This window comes from Thioalkalivibrio sp. ALE12 (genome assembly GCF_000381105.1).
GTDB lineage: Bacteria > Pseudomonadota > Gammaproteobacteria > Ectothiorhodospirales > Ectothiorhodospiraceae > Thioalkalivibrio.
In genome coordinates this window covers 33177-50290 of the sequence record NZ_KB905910.1, presented here as the reverse complement: position 1 = coordinate 50290, position 17114 = coordinate 33177, and the positions used below count along the sequence as shown (strand labels likewise).

The 17114-nt window shown below is 62.1% G+C and carries 14 protein-coding genes; 9 read left to right on the top strand and 5 right to left on the bottom strand.

Annotation, left to right across the window (positions count from 1 at the left end; all coding sequences use genetic code 11):
* Nucleotides 1–229: 229 nt before the first annotated feature.
* Nucleotides 230–1684 carry a putative O-glycosylation ligase, exosortase A system-associated gene (locus F614_RS0110025; RefSeq protein ID WP_019558818.1) on the top strand — a complete coding sequence of 485 codons (1455 nt, stop codon included), beginning with the start codon at nt 230–232 and terminating at the stop codon, nt 1682–1684.
* A gap of 23 nt (nt 1685–1707) precedes the next feature.
* Nucleotides 1708–3543, top strand: coding sequence for a hypothetical protein (locus F614_RS0110020; RefSeq protein ID WP_038037349.1), 1836 nt, complete (start codon nt 1708–1710; stop codon nt 3541–3543).
* A gap of 14 nt (nt 3544–3557) precedes the next feature.
* On the opposite strand, the gene F614_RS0110015 is transcribed toward F614_RS0110020, so the two are convergent.
* Nucleotides 3558–4568: a glycosyltransferase family 2 protein gene (locus F614_RS0110015; RefSeq protein WP_026329847.1), complete on the bottom strand. Its 1011-nt coding sequence runs from the start codon at nt 4566–4568 to the stop codon at nt 3558–3560.
* A gap of 106 nt (nt 4569–4674) precedes the next feature.
* Between F614_RS0110015 and F614_RS0110010 the strand changes: the two genes are divergently transcribed.
* From F614_RS0110010 to F614_RS14845, 5 genes are all read left to right on the top strand, one after another.
* Nucleotides 4675–5517 (top strand): polysaccharide pyruvyl transferase family protein, encoded by an 843-nt coding sequence (locus F614_RS0110010; RefSeq protein WP_019558814.1) that lies wholly within the window; start codon nt 4675–4677, stop codon nt 5515–5517.
* Nucleotides 5518–5628: 111 nt separating this feature from the next.
* Nucleotides 5629–6666 (top strand): phosphotransferase, encoded by a 1038-nt coding sequence (locus tag F614_RS0110005; protein ID WP_019558813.1) that lies wholly within the window; start codon nt 5629–5631, stop codon nt 6664–6666.
* A gap of 52 nt (nt 6667–6718) precedes the next feature.
* Complete coding sequence (locus F614_RS14555; protein ID WP_081619707.1) at nt 6719–7534, top strand: sulfotransferase; 816 nt, start codon at nt 6719–6721, stop codon at nt 7532–7534.
* A gap of 19 nt (nt 7535–7553) precedes the next feature.
* Entirely contained in the window at nt 7554–8723 is a 1170-nt protein-coding gene (locus tag F614_RS14550; protein WP_081619706.1) for a sugar-transfer associated ATP-grasp domain-containing protein, read from the top strand.
* Between the two features lie 25 nt (nt 8724–8748).
* Nucleotides 8749–9876, top strand: a complete 1128-nt coding sequence (locus F614_RS14845; RefSeq protein WP_155986842.1) for a hypothetical protein — start codon at nt 8749–8751, stop codon at nt 9874–9876.
* A gap of 104 nt (nt 9877–9980) precedes the next feature.
* Here F614_RS14845 and F614_RS0109990 read toward each other — a convergent pair whose 3' ends face one another.
* On the bottom strand, nt 9981–11783 hold the full coding sequence (locus F614_RS0109990; RefSeq protein ID WP_019558810.1) for an ABC transporter ATP-binding protein: 1803 nt from the start codon (nt 11781–11783) through the stop codon (nt 9981–9983).
* A 259-nt stretch (nt 11784–12042) separates the two neighbouring features.
* Here F614_RS0109990 and F614_RS0109985 point away from each other — a divergent pair, with 259 nt between their 5' ends.
* Both F614_RS0109985 and F614_RS0109980 read left to right on the top strand, forming a co-directional pair.
* On the top strand, nt 12043–13653 hold the full coding sequence (locus tag F614_RS0109985) for an AMP-binding protein (RefSeq protein WP_026329846.1): 1611 nt from the start codon (nt 12043–12045) through the stop codon (nt 13651–13653).
* 43 nt (nt 13654–13696) lie between these two features.
* A complete protein-coding gene (locus F614_RS0109980; protein ID WP_019558808.1) occupies nt 13697–14392 on the top strand; it encodes a class I SAM-dependent methyltransferase in 696 nt (231 codons plus the stop codon).
* 24 nt (nt 14393–14416) lie between these two features.
* Here F614_RS0109980 and F614_RS0109975 read toward each other — a convergent pair whose 3' ends face one another.
* The 3 genes from F614_RS0109975 to F614_RS0109965 are packed head-to-tail and all read right to left on the bottom strand — an operon-like array spanning nt 14417 to nt 17114.
* Entirely contained in the window at nt 14417–15430 is a 1014-nt protein-coding gene (locus F614_RS0109975) for a glycosyltransferase (RefSeq protein ID WP_019558807.1), read from the bottom strand.
* Nucleotides 15427–16314, bottom strand: a complete 888-nt coding sequence (locus F614_RS0109970) for a hydrolase 1, exosortase A system-associated (RefSeq protein WP_019558806.1) — start codon at nt 16312–16314, stop codon at nt 15427–15429. Before F614_RS0109970 ends, F614_RS0109975 begins: the two co-directional genes overlap by 4 nt.
* A complete protein-coding gene (locus F614_RS0109965; protein WP_019558805.1) occupies nt 16311–17114 on the bottom strand; it encodes a hydrolase 2, exosortase A system-associated in 804 nt (267 codons plus the stop codon). Before F614_RS0109965 ends, F614_RS0109970 begins: the two co-directional genes overlap by 4 nt.

The window sequence follows — 17114 nt, the reverse complement described above, 5'->3', positions numbered from 1 at the left end:
GGAATCGTGCACAAGAAAGGACATCTCGGCGCCCGGGGCTATCGGAAACTGACGGCTCGATCATACCCCAGGCACTAGCCGCTTCCGGCCGCGGCCCGGGCGCACCGTTAGTAGCCCGTTCGTCGGCCCGGGGTTACACGGGAGCGGCCGCGTGTAACATGCGACGAAACGGGCCATGAGCCAGCCCCTATCGCCTGAACCAGCCACAGCGGCGCGAGGTTCGAACTGCATGCGTGACTACCTGCTCGCCCTGATCGTCGTCGTGCTCGTGCCCCTGATCGTGCGCTACGCGTGGATCGGCATCCTGGCCTGGTTCTGGGTCGGGCTCTTTGCGCCCCAGTGGCACACCTGGACCTTCATGCGCGGCGCCCCGCTGGCCACCTACCTGGGCGGGGCCACACTGATCGCACTGTTCCTGGCGAAGGACCGAAAACCCTTCCCGATTACCCGCGAGACGGTGATGCTGTTCGCTCTGGCGGGCTATTTCGCGATGACCAGCTATTTCGCGGTCAACTCCAGCGGGGCGTGGGACTTCTGGATCCACTTCATGAAGATCCTGCTGATCACTTTCATTACCCCGCTACTGATCTACGGCGAACGCCGCATCGTGTGGCTGTTGCTGGTCATCACCGCCTCGCTCGCGTTCTACGGGTTCAAAGGCGGGATCTTCGCCGTTCAGACGGGTGGCGCCCACATGGTCCTCGGCCCTACCGGTTCGTACCTCTCCGGCAACACCTACATCGGGCTCGCCATGCTGATGATCCTGCCTCTGATCCTCGTATCCGCCCGAATGTTCCACCAGCGCTGGTCGGCCAACCTCGGCTTCGAGTTCCTCAGTCGCTTCTCGCGCCCGATCGGGTGGTTCCTCTATGGCGTCTTCTGGCTGACCGCCATCGCCATCCTCGCGACCCACTCGCGCGGTGCGTTCGTCGGCCTGCTGGCAATTGTGCCCCTGCTCTTCTGGCACATGCACAAAAAGTGGCTGATGGTGCTCGTCGGCTTCTTCCTGGTCGCGGTCGTCGGCGTGACCGCACCAGAGCCCCTCGTCGAGCGATGGCAGACCATCGAGACCTACGAGGAAGACCAGTCCGCCATGCAGCGCATCCAGTCCTGGGGCGTGGCCTGGAACATGGCGCTGGAGCGGCCCCTGACCGGAATGGGCTTCCGGAACGCGGCATTGGGCTATGACTGGTGGATCGGTTATGCGAACTTTGAAGGCCGATGGCGCCACGTGCTGTCTCCCCACAGCGTGTACTTCGGGATATTGGGCCAACACGGATTCGGCGGGCTGGCGGTATTCCTGCTACTGATCGCCTTCACCTTTCACACCCTCAACCGCGTCCGGCGAACGGCACGTCAAAGAACCGGAGAGATCTGGCTATCGGAATACGCCTGGGCACTCCAAGTGGGGCTGGTTGGCTACCTGATATCCGGCATCTTCCTCGATGTCGCCTACTTCAACCTCCTGTACGCCTTTGTCGCCCTGGCCGTCATCATGCGCAGAGAACTGGAACAGGCCCCACAGCCCGCCACGGCTCCGGTCGCCAGCGGGCCGGTACAGCCGGAACCGTCCTCCTCTCCCGACCTCGACCCCGATCCCGATCCCGATCCCGCACCGGTCAAGACGGAAAGCGACACGGTCATGTCCGGCACCCTGATGGGGCCATCGTCATCCCGAAACTGATTCCAGTTGTGGATAACGGCCTGATGGAGTCCTTCACGATCAACGCTACCTCTACCCAGACGACGATCGCGTTGGACAAATGCATAAATAGCCTGACCGCAGCGCTACGTGCCAACACCCAGCCCGGGGTGGGCCTCTACGATCCAGCGGACGAAGCCCCCACGCCGGGGGACCACTACGGACAGACCGCCGCCGCGCTGGCACTCGCCACCCAGGGGGGTTCCGATGCCGAGTTTTGGCACCACCCCCTGGAGGCATGGGAGGCCTTGCCGGCGCACCAGACAGGGCACGCCCCCTTCAACCGATTCCTCCTGAATCTGCTCGCAGAGCACCTCGAGCAATCCGGCGCATCCGCAAGCGAGGTCTCGCACATTCGACGCCTGGCGCGACGGTGCAAGCTTTCCCGCGGATATCCCTCCAACAACTGGTCCCTGCTGGCCCGGTTATGTGAACTACAGGAAGCCAGCGGCAACGCCAGAATCCGTGCGCATGCGCGCCTGCGAGGGCTCTTTGACCGCTGGATCACGCCTTCCGGTGCATTCGTCGATTACCCGGCCCACCCCGGAATACCGGCACGCGGGGCGACGCCCGCGGCCTACCACCACAAAGCGCTGTTCGTAGCGGTCATGGCTGCGGAGTACGGGAACCAGGATGTGTGGAAACCCATTATTAAAAGGTTGCTGACCTGGAGCCTTTACGTATGGGACGGCCACGGCCACGTCGGTGGCCTCGGGCGGAGCAGCCACGCGCTCTTCGGAGACGCCTGCCTCGTGGCAAGCCTGCTACTGCTTGGAGCAGCGGAAGACTGGCACCCCAAGACGGCGCCCGGTCGGATGCTCGAGGGCGTGCTGGAACGCTGGGCCCACCAGGTCCGGCCGGACGGTTTTCTCGGGCTGAATCCCGCAGACACCGCAAAGCCCAGGACTGGGTGGGATGACTACATGCATCTGTCCGTCTATAACGCCTGGACGGCGGCTCTTGTCGCATGGTCACGCGGCAAAGCCGGCCGCACTGAACGCGATCGAATTTTCCCCTTGGAGGAATGTGAGTCCGCACCACCCGCCTGCGACGGCTTGGAAATCCTGAGGGTCGGCGACCCTTCCGGAACGCTTGCTCTGGTCTCGGCTCGCGGACAACCCCCGCAGGGCTTCAGTCGCGACACCGTGGAACTGCGCTATGCCGGTGGCATACCTCTGCACGTGACCTGGCAGGGCAAGGTTCTGTGTCCCGCTCCTGTGCGAATCCCCGCAAAAACGCTGCTGGAGACGCCGGCTCTGGCCGGCTGGACGCCCATCTTCCTGATCGACGGGCAGCTGTTCGGGCTCACCGACTTCGAGCGCTGCGAAACCGACGCCTCGAAGGAATACCTTCAAATAACGCTCTGGGGACGCCCACGCCCGCTGCTTCGCCCAGTTGAAAAGGGTCTCCCGAAACGGGCTCTCGCAGCGCTGGACTGGCGACTACTGGGTGGCGCGCTTGGGCGGCGAGCCGCCCTTCAGAGACACGCCTTCCCGCCCTTGGCTGCCACCCTTTCCCTGACCATTTCACTACGGAGACCCCGTCTCAGTCAGCGGCTCGAACTCGAATACGACGGGCAGCACCCGCTCACTTACCTGAACCCGGGCGGGCACACGGTGACCGACCTGCCAATGGCGGAACGTTCCTTCCAGTGGGAAACGAAAGGCACCTCAAACGGCCATCCATCGAACGAATGGCTTGAGAGAGCCTTGCCCTCTGCCATCGCTGGCGGCAGGGGGGGTTGCCAAAGTCCCGAACGTATCGCGAAAGGTTCTTGCAGGTCCGAGCTGATTCTGGAATGGCCCGCTCGCGTGTTCGATATCGCAGGTTCGCCATGCTAGGACGACAACATCGCCTACCCTGGAGGCCGCCGTCCCTTTACTCCAAGGTGGCCAGCGACCAGGCGAAGAACATTCGGGAGGAACAGGACAGTCCCTGTCGGATCGCGGCGCAGTGTCGCCCGGACCTGTGCCCAGTCGAGCGGCTTCCGGTGTCTCAGCTGGTGCAGCACCGCGGCCACGAAGGCACGCCGCGAGTCGGCCAGTTGCCCCCGCACAAAAGCACGCTGCGATGCATCAAGCCGGATCTCATCCAGCACCATGCGCGACAGCGCAATGTAATTGGATGTCAGACGCAGGTATCCGTCCGTCTTCCAACCCGATTTGTCGAATATATTTACGCCCTCGCCTTCGTCGGCATAAATGTGAGGCGAAAATGCTACGCGTCCGATCGATTGCGCCAATTGCAGTTTGAAGAACCGATCCTCGCCCTGCATCAAACCCTCTGGAAATCGGTTCCCAGGAAATCGATCAAGTCGATATGCCATCGCATTCGCACTAATGATGCTGCTTCGACGAATAAGGAGATCGAAGAAATCTCCAGAAAATTCGTAGAGCTCATGCTCCGCATCGATCAGCACATGGTCCTCAGGCCGAAGATTGCCTTCCCGGGAATCTCCCCACTGGAAACGCGTTCTGGAAATCCCTGTTCGTTGCGTATCGCCGATGAACAGGTCAAACCCTCGGCCCAGCGCCCGAACCGCATCTCCCGGGAACGGCCCAATCCACTGATCATCCGAATCCAGAAACGCCACGAACGGTGTGTCTCGAGGAACATGATCGAGCCCAGTGTTTCTTGCCGCACCCGGTCCACCATTATCCTTGCGAATGATCACAACCTCTCCATTACCCAGGAGGTCCCCGATCTCCCGATCAGCCGGCAAGGGCGAACCATCGTCTACCACAACTACGTGTATCGCCAGTCCGCTCCGCCAATCGAGCACCGATTGGACACAGCGGCGCAAAAGACCGGGCTGACGCTGGAAATACGGTATCACCACCGCAATCTTTGCAGGATTCACGGACATGGCGTTCTCTCCATGAAGAGGCCTAAACAGTCGCCCTGTGGCGCTCACGGTCATCCGCCCAAATCCGGAGCCCGGGGAGCATCCCTGAATTGTGCTGGAGCCCTAGATGTATCTCTATAGCTATCGTAAGCGCCCCAACTTCGGCGATGCCTTGAACGACTACTTATGGCCAAGATTTATCGAAATCCCACTCGATGCAACGCCGAGTGCGGAAGAAGCGTTCGTCGGCATAGGCACGCTATTGAACGAACACCTTCCTCGAACGCGGATCCTGCACATTTTCGGAAGTGGCCTGGGTTATGGATCTGTTACGCCCGAAGCGACGGCCAACTGGCAAGTCCACTTTGTCCGAGGTCCGCTTACCGCTAAAGCCCTAAACCTTGACCCTAAACTGGCGGTCACTGACCCAGGCCTCCTCCTGCATCTCACAGACCACAAGGACGCGAAGAAAGATATAGACTGTGCGTTCATGCCTCATCACACGCTTTGCTCAGAACGAATGCAACGCCTGTGCGAACAAGCAGGGCTTCACTTTATCCACCCCGAAGCCCCCTGCGAAAAAGTCATCGACCAGATCGCGCGATCGCACCGTTTGGTCTGTTCGGCGATGCACGGGGCCATCGCGGCCGAAGCACTTCGCGTGCCCTGGCTTCCAGTGACCACCAACCGTCAGATGCTCCTTTCGAAATGGGATGACTGGGCGGCCTCTGTCGATACATCGATCCGTTTTCACAACCTGCCGGTAATCTGGGCCAAGCCGGCCCCCTCCGTCGTCGGAAAGATAACGGCTCGAATCAAGGCCGCCGCATTCCGCCAAAAACTTGAGCGCCTGGCTCGAAGCCGTGCCTTTCAGCTTGGAACCGATGCAGTCCTGAACGATCGGTTGAGCAGAATCTGCGAGCACATTGAGATCTTTAACCGCCAGCAACTCCTCCGGAGGGAGGCGTAATGCCCCGCGTCGGTTGCAATCGAGGGTGGCGCGGATCCAAACAAACGCTGTGCCCCCGGGATATGACTCGGGCCCAAGCTTCCAAACGGGAAATCGTGCCGAGGGAACCCCATGAAGCTGATTGATCGGACATCGATCCCTGAGATCCTTCGCGACCAACTCACTCATGACGTTCAACAAAGCCGTGGCGGCGCATCCCTCCCTCGGCTTCACCGTGTGTGGGTCAAGGACTACCCATATTCGCGGATCTTCCGCCTCCATTTCCAAGACGCAGAAGGCTCTTTTGAAGTCTACCTAAAATGCCTCCCGCGCTGGGCAACTGGCATGGCTGCAACGGTTCGCAGCGAAAAGCTTCGCGCAGAATATATGACGCTGTGCAGAGTGAGTGCATCCGATTTCCAAAACGTGCGTAGCACCCCGGATCCTATTGGGTATTACCCCGATCACGACGTCCTGGCGATGGGCGCCCTGCCGGGACAGCCACTCCGACCCCTCATTGCCCGCCACCTTTCCCTCTGGAACCCCGACTCTCTGCTTATCCTGAGGGAACCTGCGGCGCGTATTGGCGCGTGGTTGGGCGAGTTCCACGCAAGCCCCCACGGTGACCCCGCCCCATTCGACACCGACAGCCTGCTGGAATTCTGCGAGGCCCAGTTCATCCGAATCCAGAGCCACAGAATCCCATGGCTCCCACAGGATTACTTCTCGAAATTCGAGCAGCTGGCACAGAAACTCACCTCTTGCCAAGAAACGGGCCAGCTGGCCAGCGCCCTCACCCACGGAGATTATAAATCTCACAACATCTGGATCGAGCATGGAGAAGTCCGAGTACTGGATTTCGGGAACTCCGGACCGCAGTTACCACTGATCGACATCTGCTCTTTCTGGGTCGAACTAGAGTGCGCCAAATGGGAGCATCTCAATGCCTCGCGGACTCTCGGCCAACTGCAAGACGCGTTTCTGGAGGGCCGATCGGTGAGCCGCAAGGACAGCCCCCTCTTCGATCTTATTTCCGCCCGGTATTTTCTTTTACGGCTCGCCAACGGCGCCGAACACTTTCCACGCTTCCAGCGCCGCAAAGCCCTGGAAGCTCGGGTACTATGGAATTGCAGGAGATTCCTATTGAACCTTGCCGAACACCACGCCTGAATGAGCGACAGCCTCAGATTATTTTTTTAACATCCACGGATGAGGGCCTGGCATGCAGAACACACGACTATTCAAGGGAATCCTCAAACATCATTTTGGCGCCACTCCAAGATCTCGGAAGATTTTCGTGCTAGGCACGGGCCGATCTGGCACCCACTGGCTGGGTGACATTATCGGGGCACACCCCGATATCACAGCCAACGTCGAAAACCCACCGATCTTCCCCTGGGTTACGCGAATGGCGATCGCGCCCGAAACTGAAGGACGCCTCTATCCCAAGCTCGTACGTCGCTACTGCTACGAACACGCAGCTGTCACGCCTCGCCATTACCTGGACAAGAGCCACCCGAACATCTGGCTCGCTGAACAGCTCGCGCGCACCTTCCCAGAAGCGCTTTTCGTAGCAGCAAGGCGCGATGCTTTTGGGACGGTCAATAGCATGCTGCAGCACGCAGGCGTGATGGAGTGGATCCACCGCTGGCAAGAGTATCCACTCCCCAATCGCTTCCTCGGAATACCCCAAAACCATGCCGAGACCTATGCAGAACTCCCTCTGGAGGGAAAGTGCGCCGTGCGTTGGAGGGCGCATATTTTGCAGCTCGCACACCTCGAAAAAACTCTCGGACCGCGACTGGCGGTCTTCGACTACGATTGTCTACAGGATAACACCAAGGTCGAGATGGAGAGAATGAGAGAGTTTCTCTCGCTTAACGGCTCCATACCCATTCCGACGGTCAAGAGAAGCAGTCTTGAACGTTGGCGGCACGAACTATCTTTGGCACAACAGAGCAACATCGCCGAAGCGATCGAGAAGTTCCCCGTTTATCACGCGGGATCGCACTTAAGTAATAGCGTATCACCGGCTTAAGTAACAAAAGGGAAATGACATGGCTGGTTGGAAGACGGTGTTGAAGGCTCCACTAATCATCGGCACTTCAGTTTCCTACCGGATTTCTCATATCTGCCGGCATTTCCTGCGGGTTGAAATCTGGGGACGGTTCCTGCGCGCGGCGCAGGCCTATGGCATTTCGGTACCCGTGGTGGCGTTGCGGGCGCTTCGATGGTACGCAGCGGACAGATTCCTTCCGGGCGAAGCCTTGAGTCGAGGGCTGTTACACCCCGCGGAACGGGTCCAAACTGCGGGAGATCACATCAGCGAGGAGAGGTTGCATGCGCTGCAGCACGCGGTGAATTCCCCGAGTGCTGCCATGTGTCGGGACAAGCTGTTGTTTCACAGCCATTGCTCAGCCCATTACTTGCCAGTGCCCCAATTGCTGGCGGTCCTGTCTCGACACGGTTCCCGCGATGCAGGCGGTGGTGCGGTGATTACACCGGAACAGTGGCACTCGCTCGTGAAGGAACAACTTCCTGAGTCGTTCATCGCCAAACCAAGGCACGGGCGACAGGGGTGTGATGTCCGGCTGCTGGGCGTAGCGCACACGGTACGTACCGATGCATCGCCAACCGAACAGGTCGTTCACGCGCTTAAGGAGCTTTCGGAAACGAACGACGAGCAGATCCTTGAAGGGCGACTGGACGTGCATGAGCGTGTAGCCACCCTGACAGGCACACGCGCCCTTTCGACAGTTCGCGTCTTCAGCTGGGTTACACGGGAAGGGAAGCCGGAGATTCTCGACGCGTACTTTCGGGCCATTGTGGGTGACAGACTCACCGATAACGTCACTGATTTTCGTACCGGGTTGTACACAGGCAACATCGTTGCCAGCCCCGAGTTACAGAGTGGCATCCTGTCTCGAGCGTGGGCCTACAATTCGAATGGGATTGGCTATAGGTGGGTGGATCGCCATCCCGGGACCAGGGCTCTTATTGTTGGCTTCCCGTTACCGTGGTGGCAGGAAACTCGGGCATTGGTGAGCCGCGCTGCATTGTGTTTCATGCCCATTCGGACCATCGGATGGGATGTGGCACTTACCCCAAAAGGACCCGTTCTGATCGAAGCCAATGAGCGCTTTCAGCATGCCGGGTTCGGGGAAGGTGCGCGCAGGATCAGATCTGTTCTGAACGAGGAAACGCAAAGGCTGCGAGGTGCGGATTAACCGCCCCTGGCTAGGTCGCCCAACGATGGCTAAGTGCAGAATTTCTCACGGCAAGGGGGCATACCGGAATCGGGTCATTCTGTTTCCAAAGCCCGACGCGAAGTTCGAGGGGTGGAAGCAGGCCCTGGAGACCGAGTCTCCGTGCCATCAAGCACTTGCGATGTGGCGCCCTTGGCTTGCCTTTCACCACATCCTGCGCCACCGACTTCGGGGTCGCCAGGTCGATGCCTTGGTAGTCCGCTATCTCAATGACCGCGGAAGCCTTCGGGCAACCTTGCTCGCGTTAGCAGGCGAGGCCGTCAGCCTGGCCACGGCTCGGCTTCTGAACGTCCCGGTATTCTGGATCATTCACAACATCGACCAAGAGACCTGCGATCAATGGCCCCTTCTGGGCCGCTTGCGGCGTACTAACGTACGCCGCGCGGCAACTGCTTTCTTTGTCACCGAGGACGCACTGCGTCCCTATGCGGCCAGCATTCACCGTATCGAGGGCCCAATTCACACCCTACCTTTGGGGGAACCAGTGCCGGAATCACTGCGTCCGGGCCGACTTGGGCCTAGGGGAGCCGAGTTCCGTGAACGGGCGGAGTCGTGGCTGGAAGATCGGGTGAAACGGTTCGGTCGCAGGCCTTGCTGCCTGTTGGTAGTGGGCACACCGCAGGAAAAATACAGCCACTTCTGGCGATTGGCCGACTTGCTGGAACGCGCCAGCCGAGCTGGGGTGCCACTCATTGCGCTGGTCATATCACCGTTGGAAGGGTTCGGTGGACGTACCTTGGAGTCCGCACTGGCGAACCATGAACGCGATGGAAGGGTGCTAATGAGCCGGGGCTATCTGCCCGTGGACTGGCATTGGGCGGCAGCGCATTGCGATGCGCTTCTTCGGGGATACCAGGATCTTTCTATGTCGCACGCCATATTCCACGCCGTGCAAGTCCATATGCCCGTACTCTGCATGCCTGGCGGGATCGTCCCCGAGGTCGTTCGCCGCGAAGGAATTGGCCAGGTGCTGGTAGAAGACTTCTCCAATATCTCTGAGTGTGTCGAAAAATTATCGCCGTTAAAAAATAGCGTGGTCCAGGCATTCTCAGCACGGCGCTCAACCCACCAGGCCGCTGCCAACTTGCTTGCAGCATTGGGGCCAGCTCATTGAAGGCTGCATGCCCTTTGACCTATATCTGTGAGAATCAGGGCAGGAAGACCTGGACGATACTGAAACCCTGAACGTCATTGGTACGCTGGAACCTCAAAAGCCACTCACGCGGACCCTGCCGCAAGTCGATGAAAGAGCGTTCCGGCGTTCGCCAATTCTTCATAAGAACCCTGTTCCGCAATCCCGCCCTTGTTTAACACATAGATCCGGTCACATGGTTTCACCGTAGCAAGCCGATGTGCCACCAGAAGAATCGTCTTGGCGCCGGAAAGATTGTGAATAGCCTCCATGACCGCCTGTTCGGTGGTGTTATCCAATGCGCTCGTAGCCTCGTCGAAACACAGAACGTCGGGGTCACGATAAAGGGCGCGGGCGATGCCTATGCGCTGCCTTTGCCCGCCGGAAAGACGAGTGCCGCGCTCGCCGATTATGGTGGCGTAGCCATCCGGCAGCTCCTGGGTGACGAAGTCATGAAGGTTGGCGAGACGTGCGGCTCTCTCCACGGCTTGCTGGTCGATCCTGTCGCCCGGGACGCCCAAGGCAATATTTGCCGCCACGCTCTGGTCGGCCAGAAAGATGTGCTGCGGCACGTAGCCAAGCGCCGCTTGCCAGCGCCGGACGTTATCTGGGGTCAACGGCTCGCCATCGATCCGGATGCTTCCACCCTGGGGCTCCAGCAGGCCGAGCAGCAGATCAACCAGCGTACTCTTGCCCGCCCCAGAAGAACCGACGAACCCGACCGTGGTATGAACCGGGATCTCCAGGGAGACATTCTGGAGCGCGGGTCGCTCGTGCCCTGGGTAGTGGTAGGTAATATTGGCCACCTGGATAGACTGACTTGGGGCAAGCGGCTCGGGCTGATGCGTGCGTGAGGGCAGGGGTGTGCTACCCGAACGCGAACCCAAATCCTTAAGGATGTTGTCTACCGCGGCCGTGTTGAAGCGAAGGGAAGCGATCTGGTGGAAGATCTTCTGGAAGGCCGGGATCAGTTGGCGGCCCGCCAGAGCGTAGAGACCAATCAACGGCAGGGCTTGGGCCAGCCCACCATCCCCTGCCATCAGGTAGAGCACCAGGACCAGAACGCCGCCGAACGCGATGGCCTCGATCGCATATTGCGGGAGGTCCTTTAGGAGGATCGCGTTAGCCTGGTGGCTGGCGAATCGTTTGGAAGGTTCCCGATACCGTTCCAGGTAATCTCGCTCGCGACCCAAAAGTCGGATCTCCTTGGCTCCCGCAAAGGCCTCTGCAGCGGCGGTAAACCGCTGGCGGTTGGCCTCCACGCGGTCCTGGCCAATGCGGTTCAACCAAGTCCGTGCGGCCAGATAGATCGCGGCATAAACGCTGCCAAGGCCCAGTGCCACGGTCAGGGCCAGCCAAGGCTGGACAATAATAAGCAAGGCAATAATGAAGGTGGCGAGAAGGCCTTGGCTCACCAGCTTCATGGCAGGCATTAGTGCACCGCTGATAGCCTGCGTGGTCTCCTGCAGGATGGTCTTGGCCAGATCACCGGAGTTGCGATTGAGGAAGAAAGTAAAGGGCCGCCGCAGATAGTCCGCCATCAGGCGCCGCGACAACTCGTACTGCTGCATGTGGGTGAACCGAGTGATGGCCCACTGGTTAAGCGCCTGGAGCGCTGTGCCGGTCATGAACAGGACGAAAGCTCCAACGCCCAGAAAATAGAGAAAGCTACTGGTCGACTCGAAGCCAAGCCATTCGTAGGCGAGGCGCAGCATCTCGTTGTCGTAGACCATATTCGGGTCGGACAGCACCGCCAGGAACGGCATAACCGAGGCAATGCCCGCGGTCTGCATAAAAGCCGTGACGATCATGAGAATCACCAGAAGCCCGACCTTCCCGCGATCGCGGGGGTCCAGCAGGGCATTCAGCTTGCGCAGGGTTTGCAGCATGGTTTCGCCGACCCGGATCCTTCATGCGAGGGGCCTTGGCGGCCCCCGGGGGAACCGCCATCAGGCAGCCGTTAGCCAAGCCTGGCGGCTGGCTTCTCGTTTCGATTGTACGAGATGAGGTGATCACCGATGCTCTCGTTGACGGCACCGTGGACGCGCGAGCGCACAACGGCGCGAATGAATGCCCAGTGCGGGCCGACCGGAAGGTCCCGGAAGCCGCGTCGGACAAGGGTTTTGGAGCAGATCGAGGGCCGCAGCCATGCCAAACGCCAGGCTAACGAGGGGTATTCTGACCGGCTTCCTGCGCTCGGCGGAACGATTTCCCGACCGCCCTGCCCTGGACGTGGAGGGCCACGTGTTCACCTACCTCGAGCTATTCGAAGCGGGGGCGAATGTCGGTCATGCGCAGCAACATGCCCTGAGTGCAAGCGAACCAGATCGGGTCGGTGTACTGGCGCAGCGGTCGCTGCCGATGTACCAGGGCATCCTGGGCACCCTGATGGCCGGCCATACGCTGGTCCCGTTGAACCCGGGCTTTCCTACGGAACGCACGCTCGCCATGGCCGAGCAAGCCGATCTGTCGGCGCTGCTGGTGGATCATCAGGGGCTGGAGCGGCTCGATGAATTGCTGGGGGCATTCTCCCGCCCGCTCGTGATCCTGCTGCCCGATGCCGAGCGGCTGGACGAGCTCCAGGCGCGCTGGCCCGGACACGACTTTCGGGTGGCCGGAGACGCCGCTCGACGCACGGACTGGGTACCGGCGGCCGTATCACCGGACAACCTGGCCTGCCTCTTCTTCACCTCGGGCAGCACGGGCATACCCAAGGGCGTGGGCGTACTCCAGCGCAATGCGGCGCGGTTTGTGGAGATGTCGCTGGAGCGCTACCGGGACTTCGGCATCAATGAGACTGACCGCTTTTCCCAGTTCTACGACATCACCTTCGACTCGTCGATGTTCGATCTTTACGTCTCGTGGGCCTTTGGCGCCTGCCTGTGCTGCCCGTCCGCGAAGGAGTGGTTCAATCCCAACCGCTACATTGCGGACAAGGCGCTTACGGTGATCGACATCACGCCCTCGGCCGGGCACGGGATGAACCGTCGCAACGGCTGGGCGCCGGGGCGTTTCCCGGATCTGCGCCTGTGCCGCTTTGGCGGCGAGGCCCTGTCGGCGGAACTGGCCGAGGCGATGGCCGTTGCCGCGCCCAACGCCTGGATCGACAACGCTTACGGCCCTACCGAATGCACGGTGGATGCCTGCTTTTACCGCTGGGACCCGGAGCAATCACCGACGGAATGCGAACATGGAATGGTCCCGATCGGCTATCCGGGCAACCAGGTGGAGCTTCGGGTGGCGGACGAGGCCCTGCGGGAGGTACCCATCGGGGCCGAGGGCGAGTTACTGATCAGCGGTCCGCAGGTGACCCCCGGCTACTGGAAGGATCCTGAGCGCACGGCACAGGCCTTCGTGCAACTGGAGGACGGCCGCGTGCACTACCGGACCGGCGACCTGGTGCGCCGCCCCACCCCGGGCGAGCCGGTCATTTTCCTCGGGCGCCTGGACCATCAGATCAAGATCGGCGGGGTACGCATCGAGCTCGGCGAGGTGGAGGCGGCGCTGCGCGAGGCCGCCGGCACGGACCAGGCGGTGGCCGTCGGATGGCCGCGAACAGAAAGCGGCGCCTCCGGGATCGTGGCCTTCGTGGTCGCGGAAGGCGCCGACGAAGCAGTCCTGCGCGACCGGCTACGCCAGCGCCTGCCCGCCGTGATGGTCCCGCGAACCATCCACTCGCTGGAGAGCCTGCCACTGAACGCGAACGGCAAGGTCGACCGCAAGGCGCTTGTCGCGCAGCTGGAGACCACTGAGGCATGAAACACATCCCCTGTTCCGACTGCACAAGCACCCGGACGAGCACATGACGGATGCACTTGCGCGGCTGCGCGCCTCCCTGCGCAAAAATGGCTGGTGGCGCACCCTGACACTCATCCCGCGAAACATCCTGTTCCATCTGACGGACTTCGATCGCAAGTACGGTACCAATACCGGGATGCAGGCCGAGGATGACGCAGGTCTGCCGCAGGAACATGAAGGCTACGAAGGTGCACCGCCGCGTCTGTTCCATCGGATCGTGCGCTCTCTGCAGATCGCCCCCAGCCGCTACGCCTTCATTGATCTGGGCTCAGGCAAGGGCAAAGCGCTGCTGCTCGCCTCGCACCACCCATTCCGCCGCGTGATCGGGGTCGAGTACAACGCGCGTCTGAACGACATTGCCACCGAGAACGCGCGCCTCTACCAACACCCGGAACGCAAGGTAGCGAATATCGAGACCGTATGCGGCGATGCCGGCGCATACGACCTACCCGCAGGCGATTTGCTGATCTACCTGTTCAACCCATTCAAGGCCGCCATCATGGAGCGGGTGCTCGCAAATCTCGAAAACGCCATTCGGACCGAGCCACGGGAAGTGCTGGTCGTGTATCAGAATCCAACCCAGAGAAAGCTGCTGGACGCAGCTCCGTTTCTGGAGCCGGTCACCTACCGCGAATACCGCACCAAGCGCTTTCGCAAAATGCCGATCGGCCGGGTTGCGGTATACCGCAGCCGTACTTGATCGCCCGAGTGCGGCCCAGCCCCGCTACCGGCGCGGGGCGCGCACGGACTTGAGTGCGCTGAGCCCGAGATAGGCCCAGGACTTCGGGCGCAGCGGGCGCTGCCGGATCGACTGCAGAAACGCATTCCGGGCGATACGCGGGCTTGCGCTCCAGTAGTGATGGTAACCAAACGTGAACCAGGCATCGCCAAGCCGCTCGCGCACGGCAGCGGCCGGGGTTTCGTCCCCGTTCGGCCCGACCCGCCCCCAGCGCGCCAGCGCGCGCTGGACCACCTCCACTTCGTAGTTCACGTCCGGATATTTGGTGATGCAGCCGGCGCCGTGCAGGCGGTAGAGGGCCGTGACCCGGTCCAGTTGCCGGTACTCGGAGAGCCGCGATGCGCGAATCCAGTAGTCGTAGTCCTGGCCGCGCTTGAGCTGCGGGTCGAACTCGCCCACCTCGTCCACCAGCTGTCGCCGCATCATGACGGTAATGGTGTGCGGCAGGGACTCCATCAAGAGCTGGTTGTAGACCCAGCCGGAGCCCTCCGCGACCACGCCCGGGGCCTCGCGCACCGGCACCTCGGGGGCCGCCATCTGCGAGGGCGGCGGGAATGCGCCGTCGGCATCCGGCTTCCAGGAGAGGAAGTGGGTGTGAGTGAACCCGATCTCCGGGTGCCGCTCCATGTACATCACCTGCGCGGTGACCTTGCCCTGCAGCCAGATATCGTCGGAGTCGATAAAGGCGATGTACTCCCCGGTGGCGGCTGCGATACCCGCGTTGCGGGCCACGGCCGCGCCCTGGTTCTGCTGCGTCAGCAGCGTTAGTTGATCGCCATAGCCCCGGATGATCTCCACGGTGCCGTCGGTGGAGCCGTCGTCCACCACGATCAGTTCCAGGTTCGGGTAGTCCTGTTCCAGCACGCTGTCGATGGACTCGGTGATGTAGGCGGCGGTATTGAAGGCCGGCATCACCACCGATACCCGCGGCACACTGCGGCCCGCCCCCGGCCCCTCGGCGGGGTTCGACTTGGCGCTGGGCGGCGTGGTCGCGGTCATGTGGTTCCCCGGGTGGGAGCAGTCTGCACCCAGTCCTGTGTCCAGGCGGCCACCTGATCGCGCCATTCGCGACGCGAGAACGTGTGGTTGGCCTCCGGCAGCTCGCGCAGGGTCACGCGCGGCTCTGCCAGCAGGCCCTTCCAGGCCGGGGCGGCGGTGGCCACGTCGCGAAACTCGGCCGCGGTCAGATCATCGCCGCTGAGGATGACCAGGATCGGCCCGTTGAAGCGCCGCCAGCCCTCCGCCATCCGGTCCGGCAGCGGGCCATTGCCCAGATCGGCGCGCGCGGCCTCGGGATTACTGGACCCGCCCTGCGTGCCTCGCGGGGGCAGGGCAGCGCCGGCCATGCGCGCGAGTGACTGGACCGAGGTCCAGGGGTTGAAGCGACCCCGCAGGGCACCGGCCCAGAAATCCCGGCTGAACAGGCGCTTGAGGTAGTAGGTCTTCAGGTACGCGCGGGCCAGGCCTTCGTCGGTCCGCACCCAGGGGTTGGCCAGCACCAGCCCCGCCACGCGGGCATCTCGCCAAGCATAGAACAGGCCGGCCGAGGCGGCACCGCACAAGCCCCAGATCACGACCTCGCGCAGGTCCGGCACCTGCTGCGCAAAGGTATCCATGGCCGCGCTCATGTCCTCGTGCACTTCCTCGTAATCGCGCTGGCGACCGGTGGCATCCCCCATGCCCCGAAAGTCGAAGCGGAATACCGGGATGCCCTGGGCCGCCAGGTGGCGCGCGAGCAGCAGGAACTGGCGGTGACTGCCGACCCGGTACTGGGGCCCGCCGACGGCGATCAGCACACCACGCCGGGCGCCCGCCGCGCCGGGGTGCAGGATCCCCAGCACTTCCTCCTCCCCCACCCGGAAGACAACGGCGCGCTCGCTCATGCCAGGGCCTCCAGGCACTGCGTGGTCGCCTCCAGCAAGCGCGGCACCTCGATGATGTCCTGGGTGGACCAGAAGGCATCGCCCCCGACCACGCGGGCGTCGACAGCGGCACCGGCCTCGCGCCAGCGTTCGACCATGCGCTCGCTCGCCGGCGGCAGCGGGGCATCGTCCTGTGCTGCGATGTCGAGCCAGGCGACGGATGCCGCCCGGGGCTGCTCGAGGCGGGCGATGGCAAGGCGCTCGGCCAGGGCGGGTGCCAGGGTGTAGCCCGCCACCTCCAGCGCTTCGCCATCCCGCAGCCGCGAACGCAGATCAGCGGTGGATTCCTTCTGCCCGCCCATCATGCCGGCGGCCATGCGCAGGCGGAGAAACTGGGTCAGGTGCTGTTCGCCATTGGTGACGGGCGACCAGTAGATCGCGGCGGCGGCCTGTTCGGCGCGTGCAGCCAGGAAATCGCCCGCCAGCAGACAGCCAGCACGCAACCCCCAGACCAGAAGGGGGGCCGGGCACCAGGCCTCGAGGTGGTCGCTGCAGCGGGCGAGGTCGTCCAGCCACAGGTCCCAGTCGGCATCGCCGAAGTCACCGCCACTGTCGCCGCATCCGTAGAGATCCGGGATCAGCACGGCATACCCGGCCTGCGCCATGCGGCGGGCCTGCAGGTTCACCATGCGGCGGGACTTGTTGAGTTCTTCGGCGAACGGCGGGAAAAACAGCACACGGCCACGGACGGAAGGACCTTCCGGTCGATGCAGCACATGGAACACCGGTCCGGCCTTGCCCTCCAGGAACCCGGCTTCCAT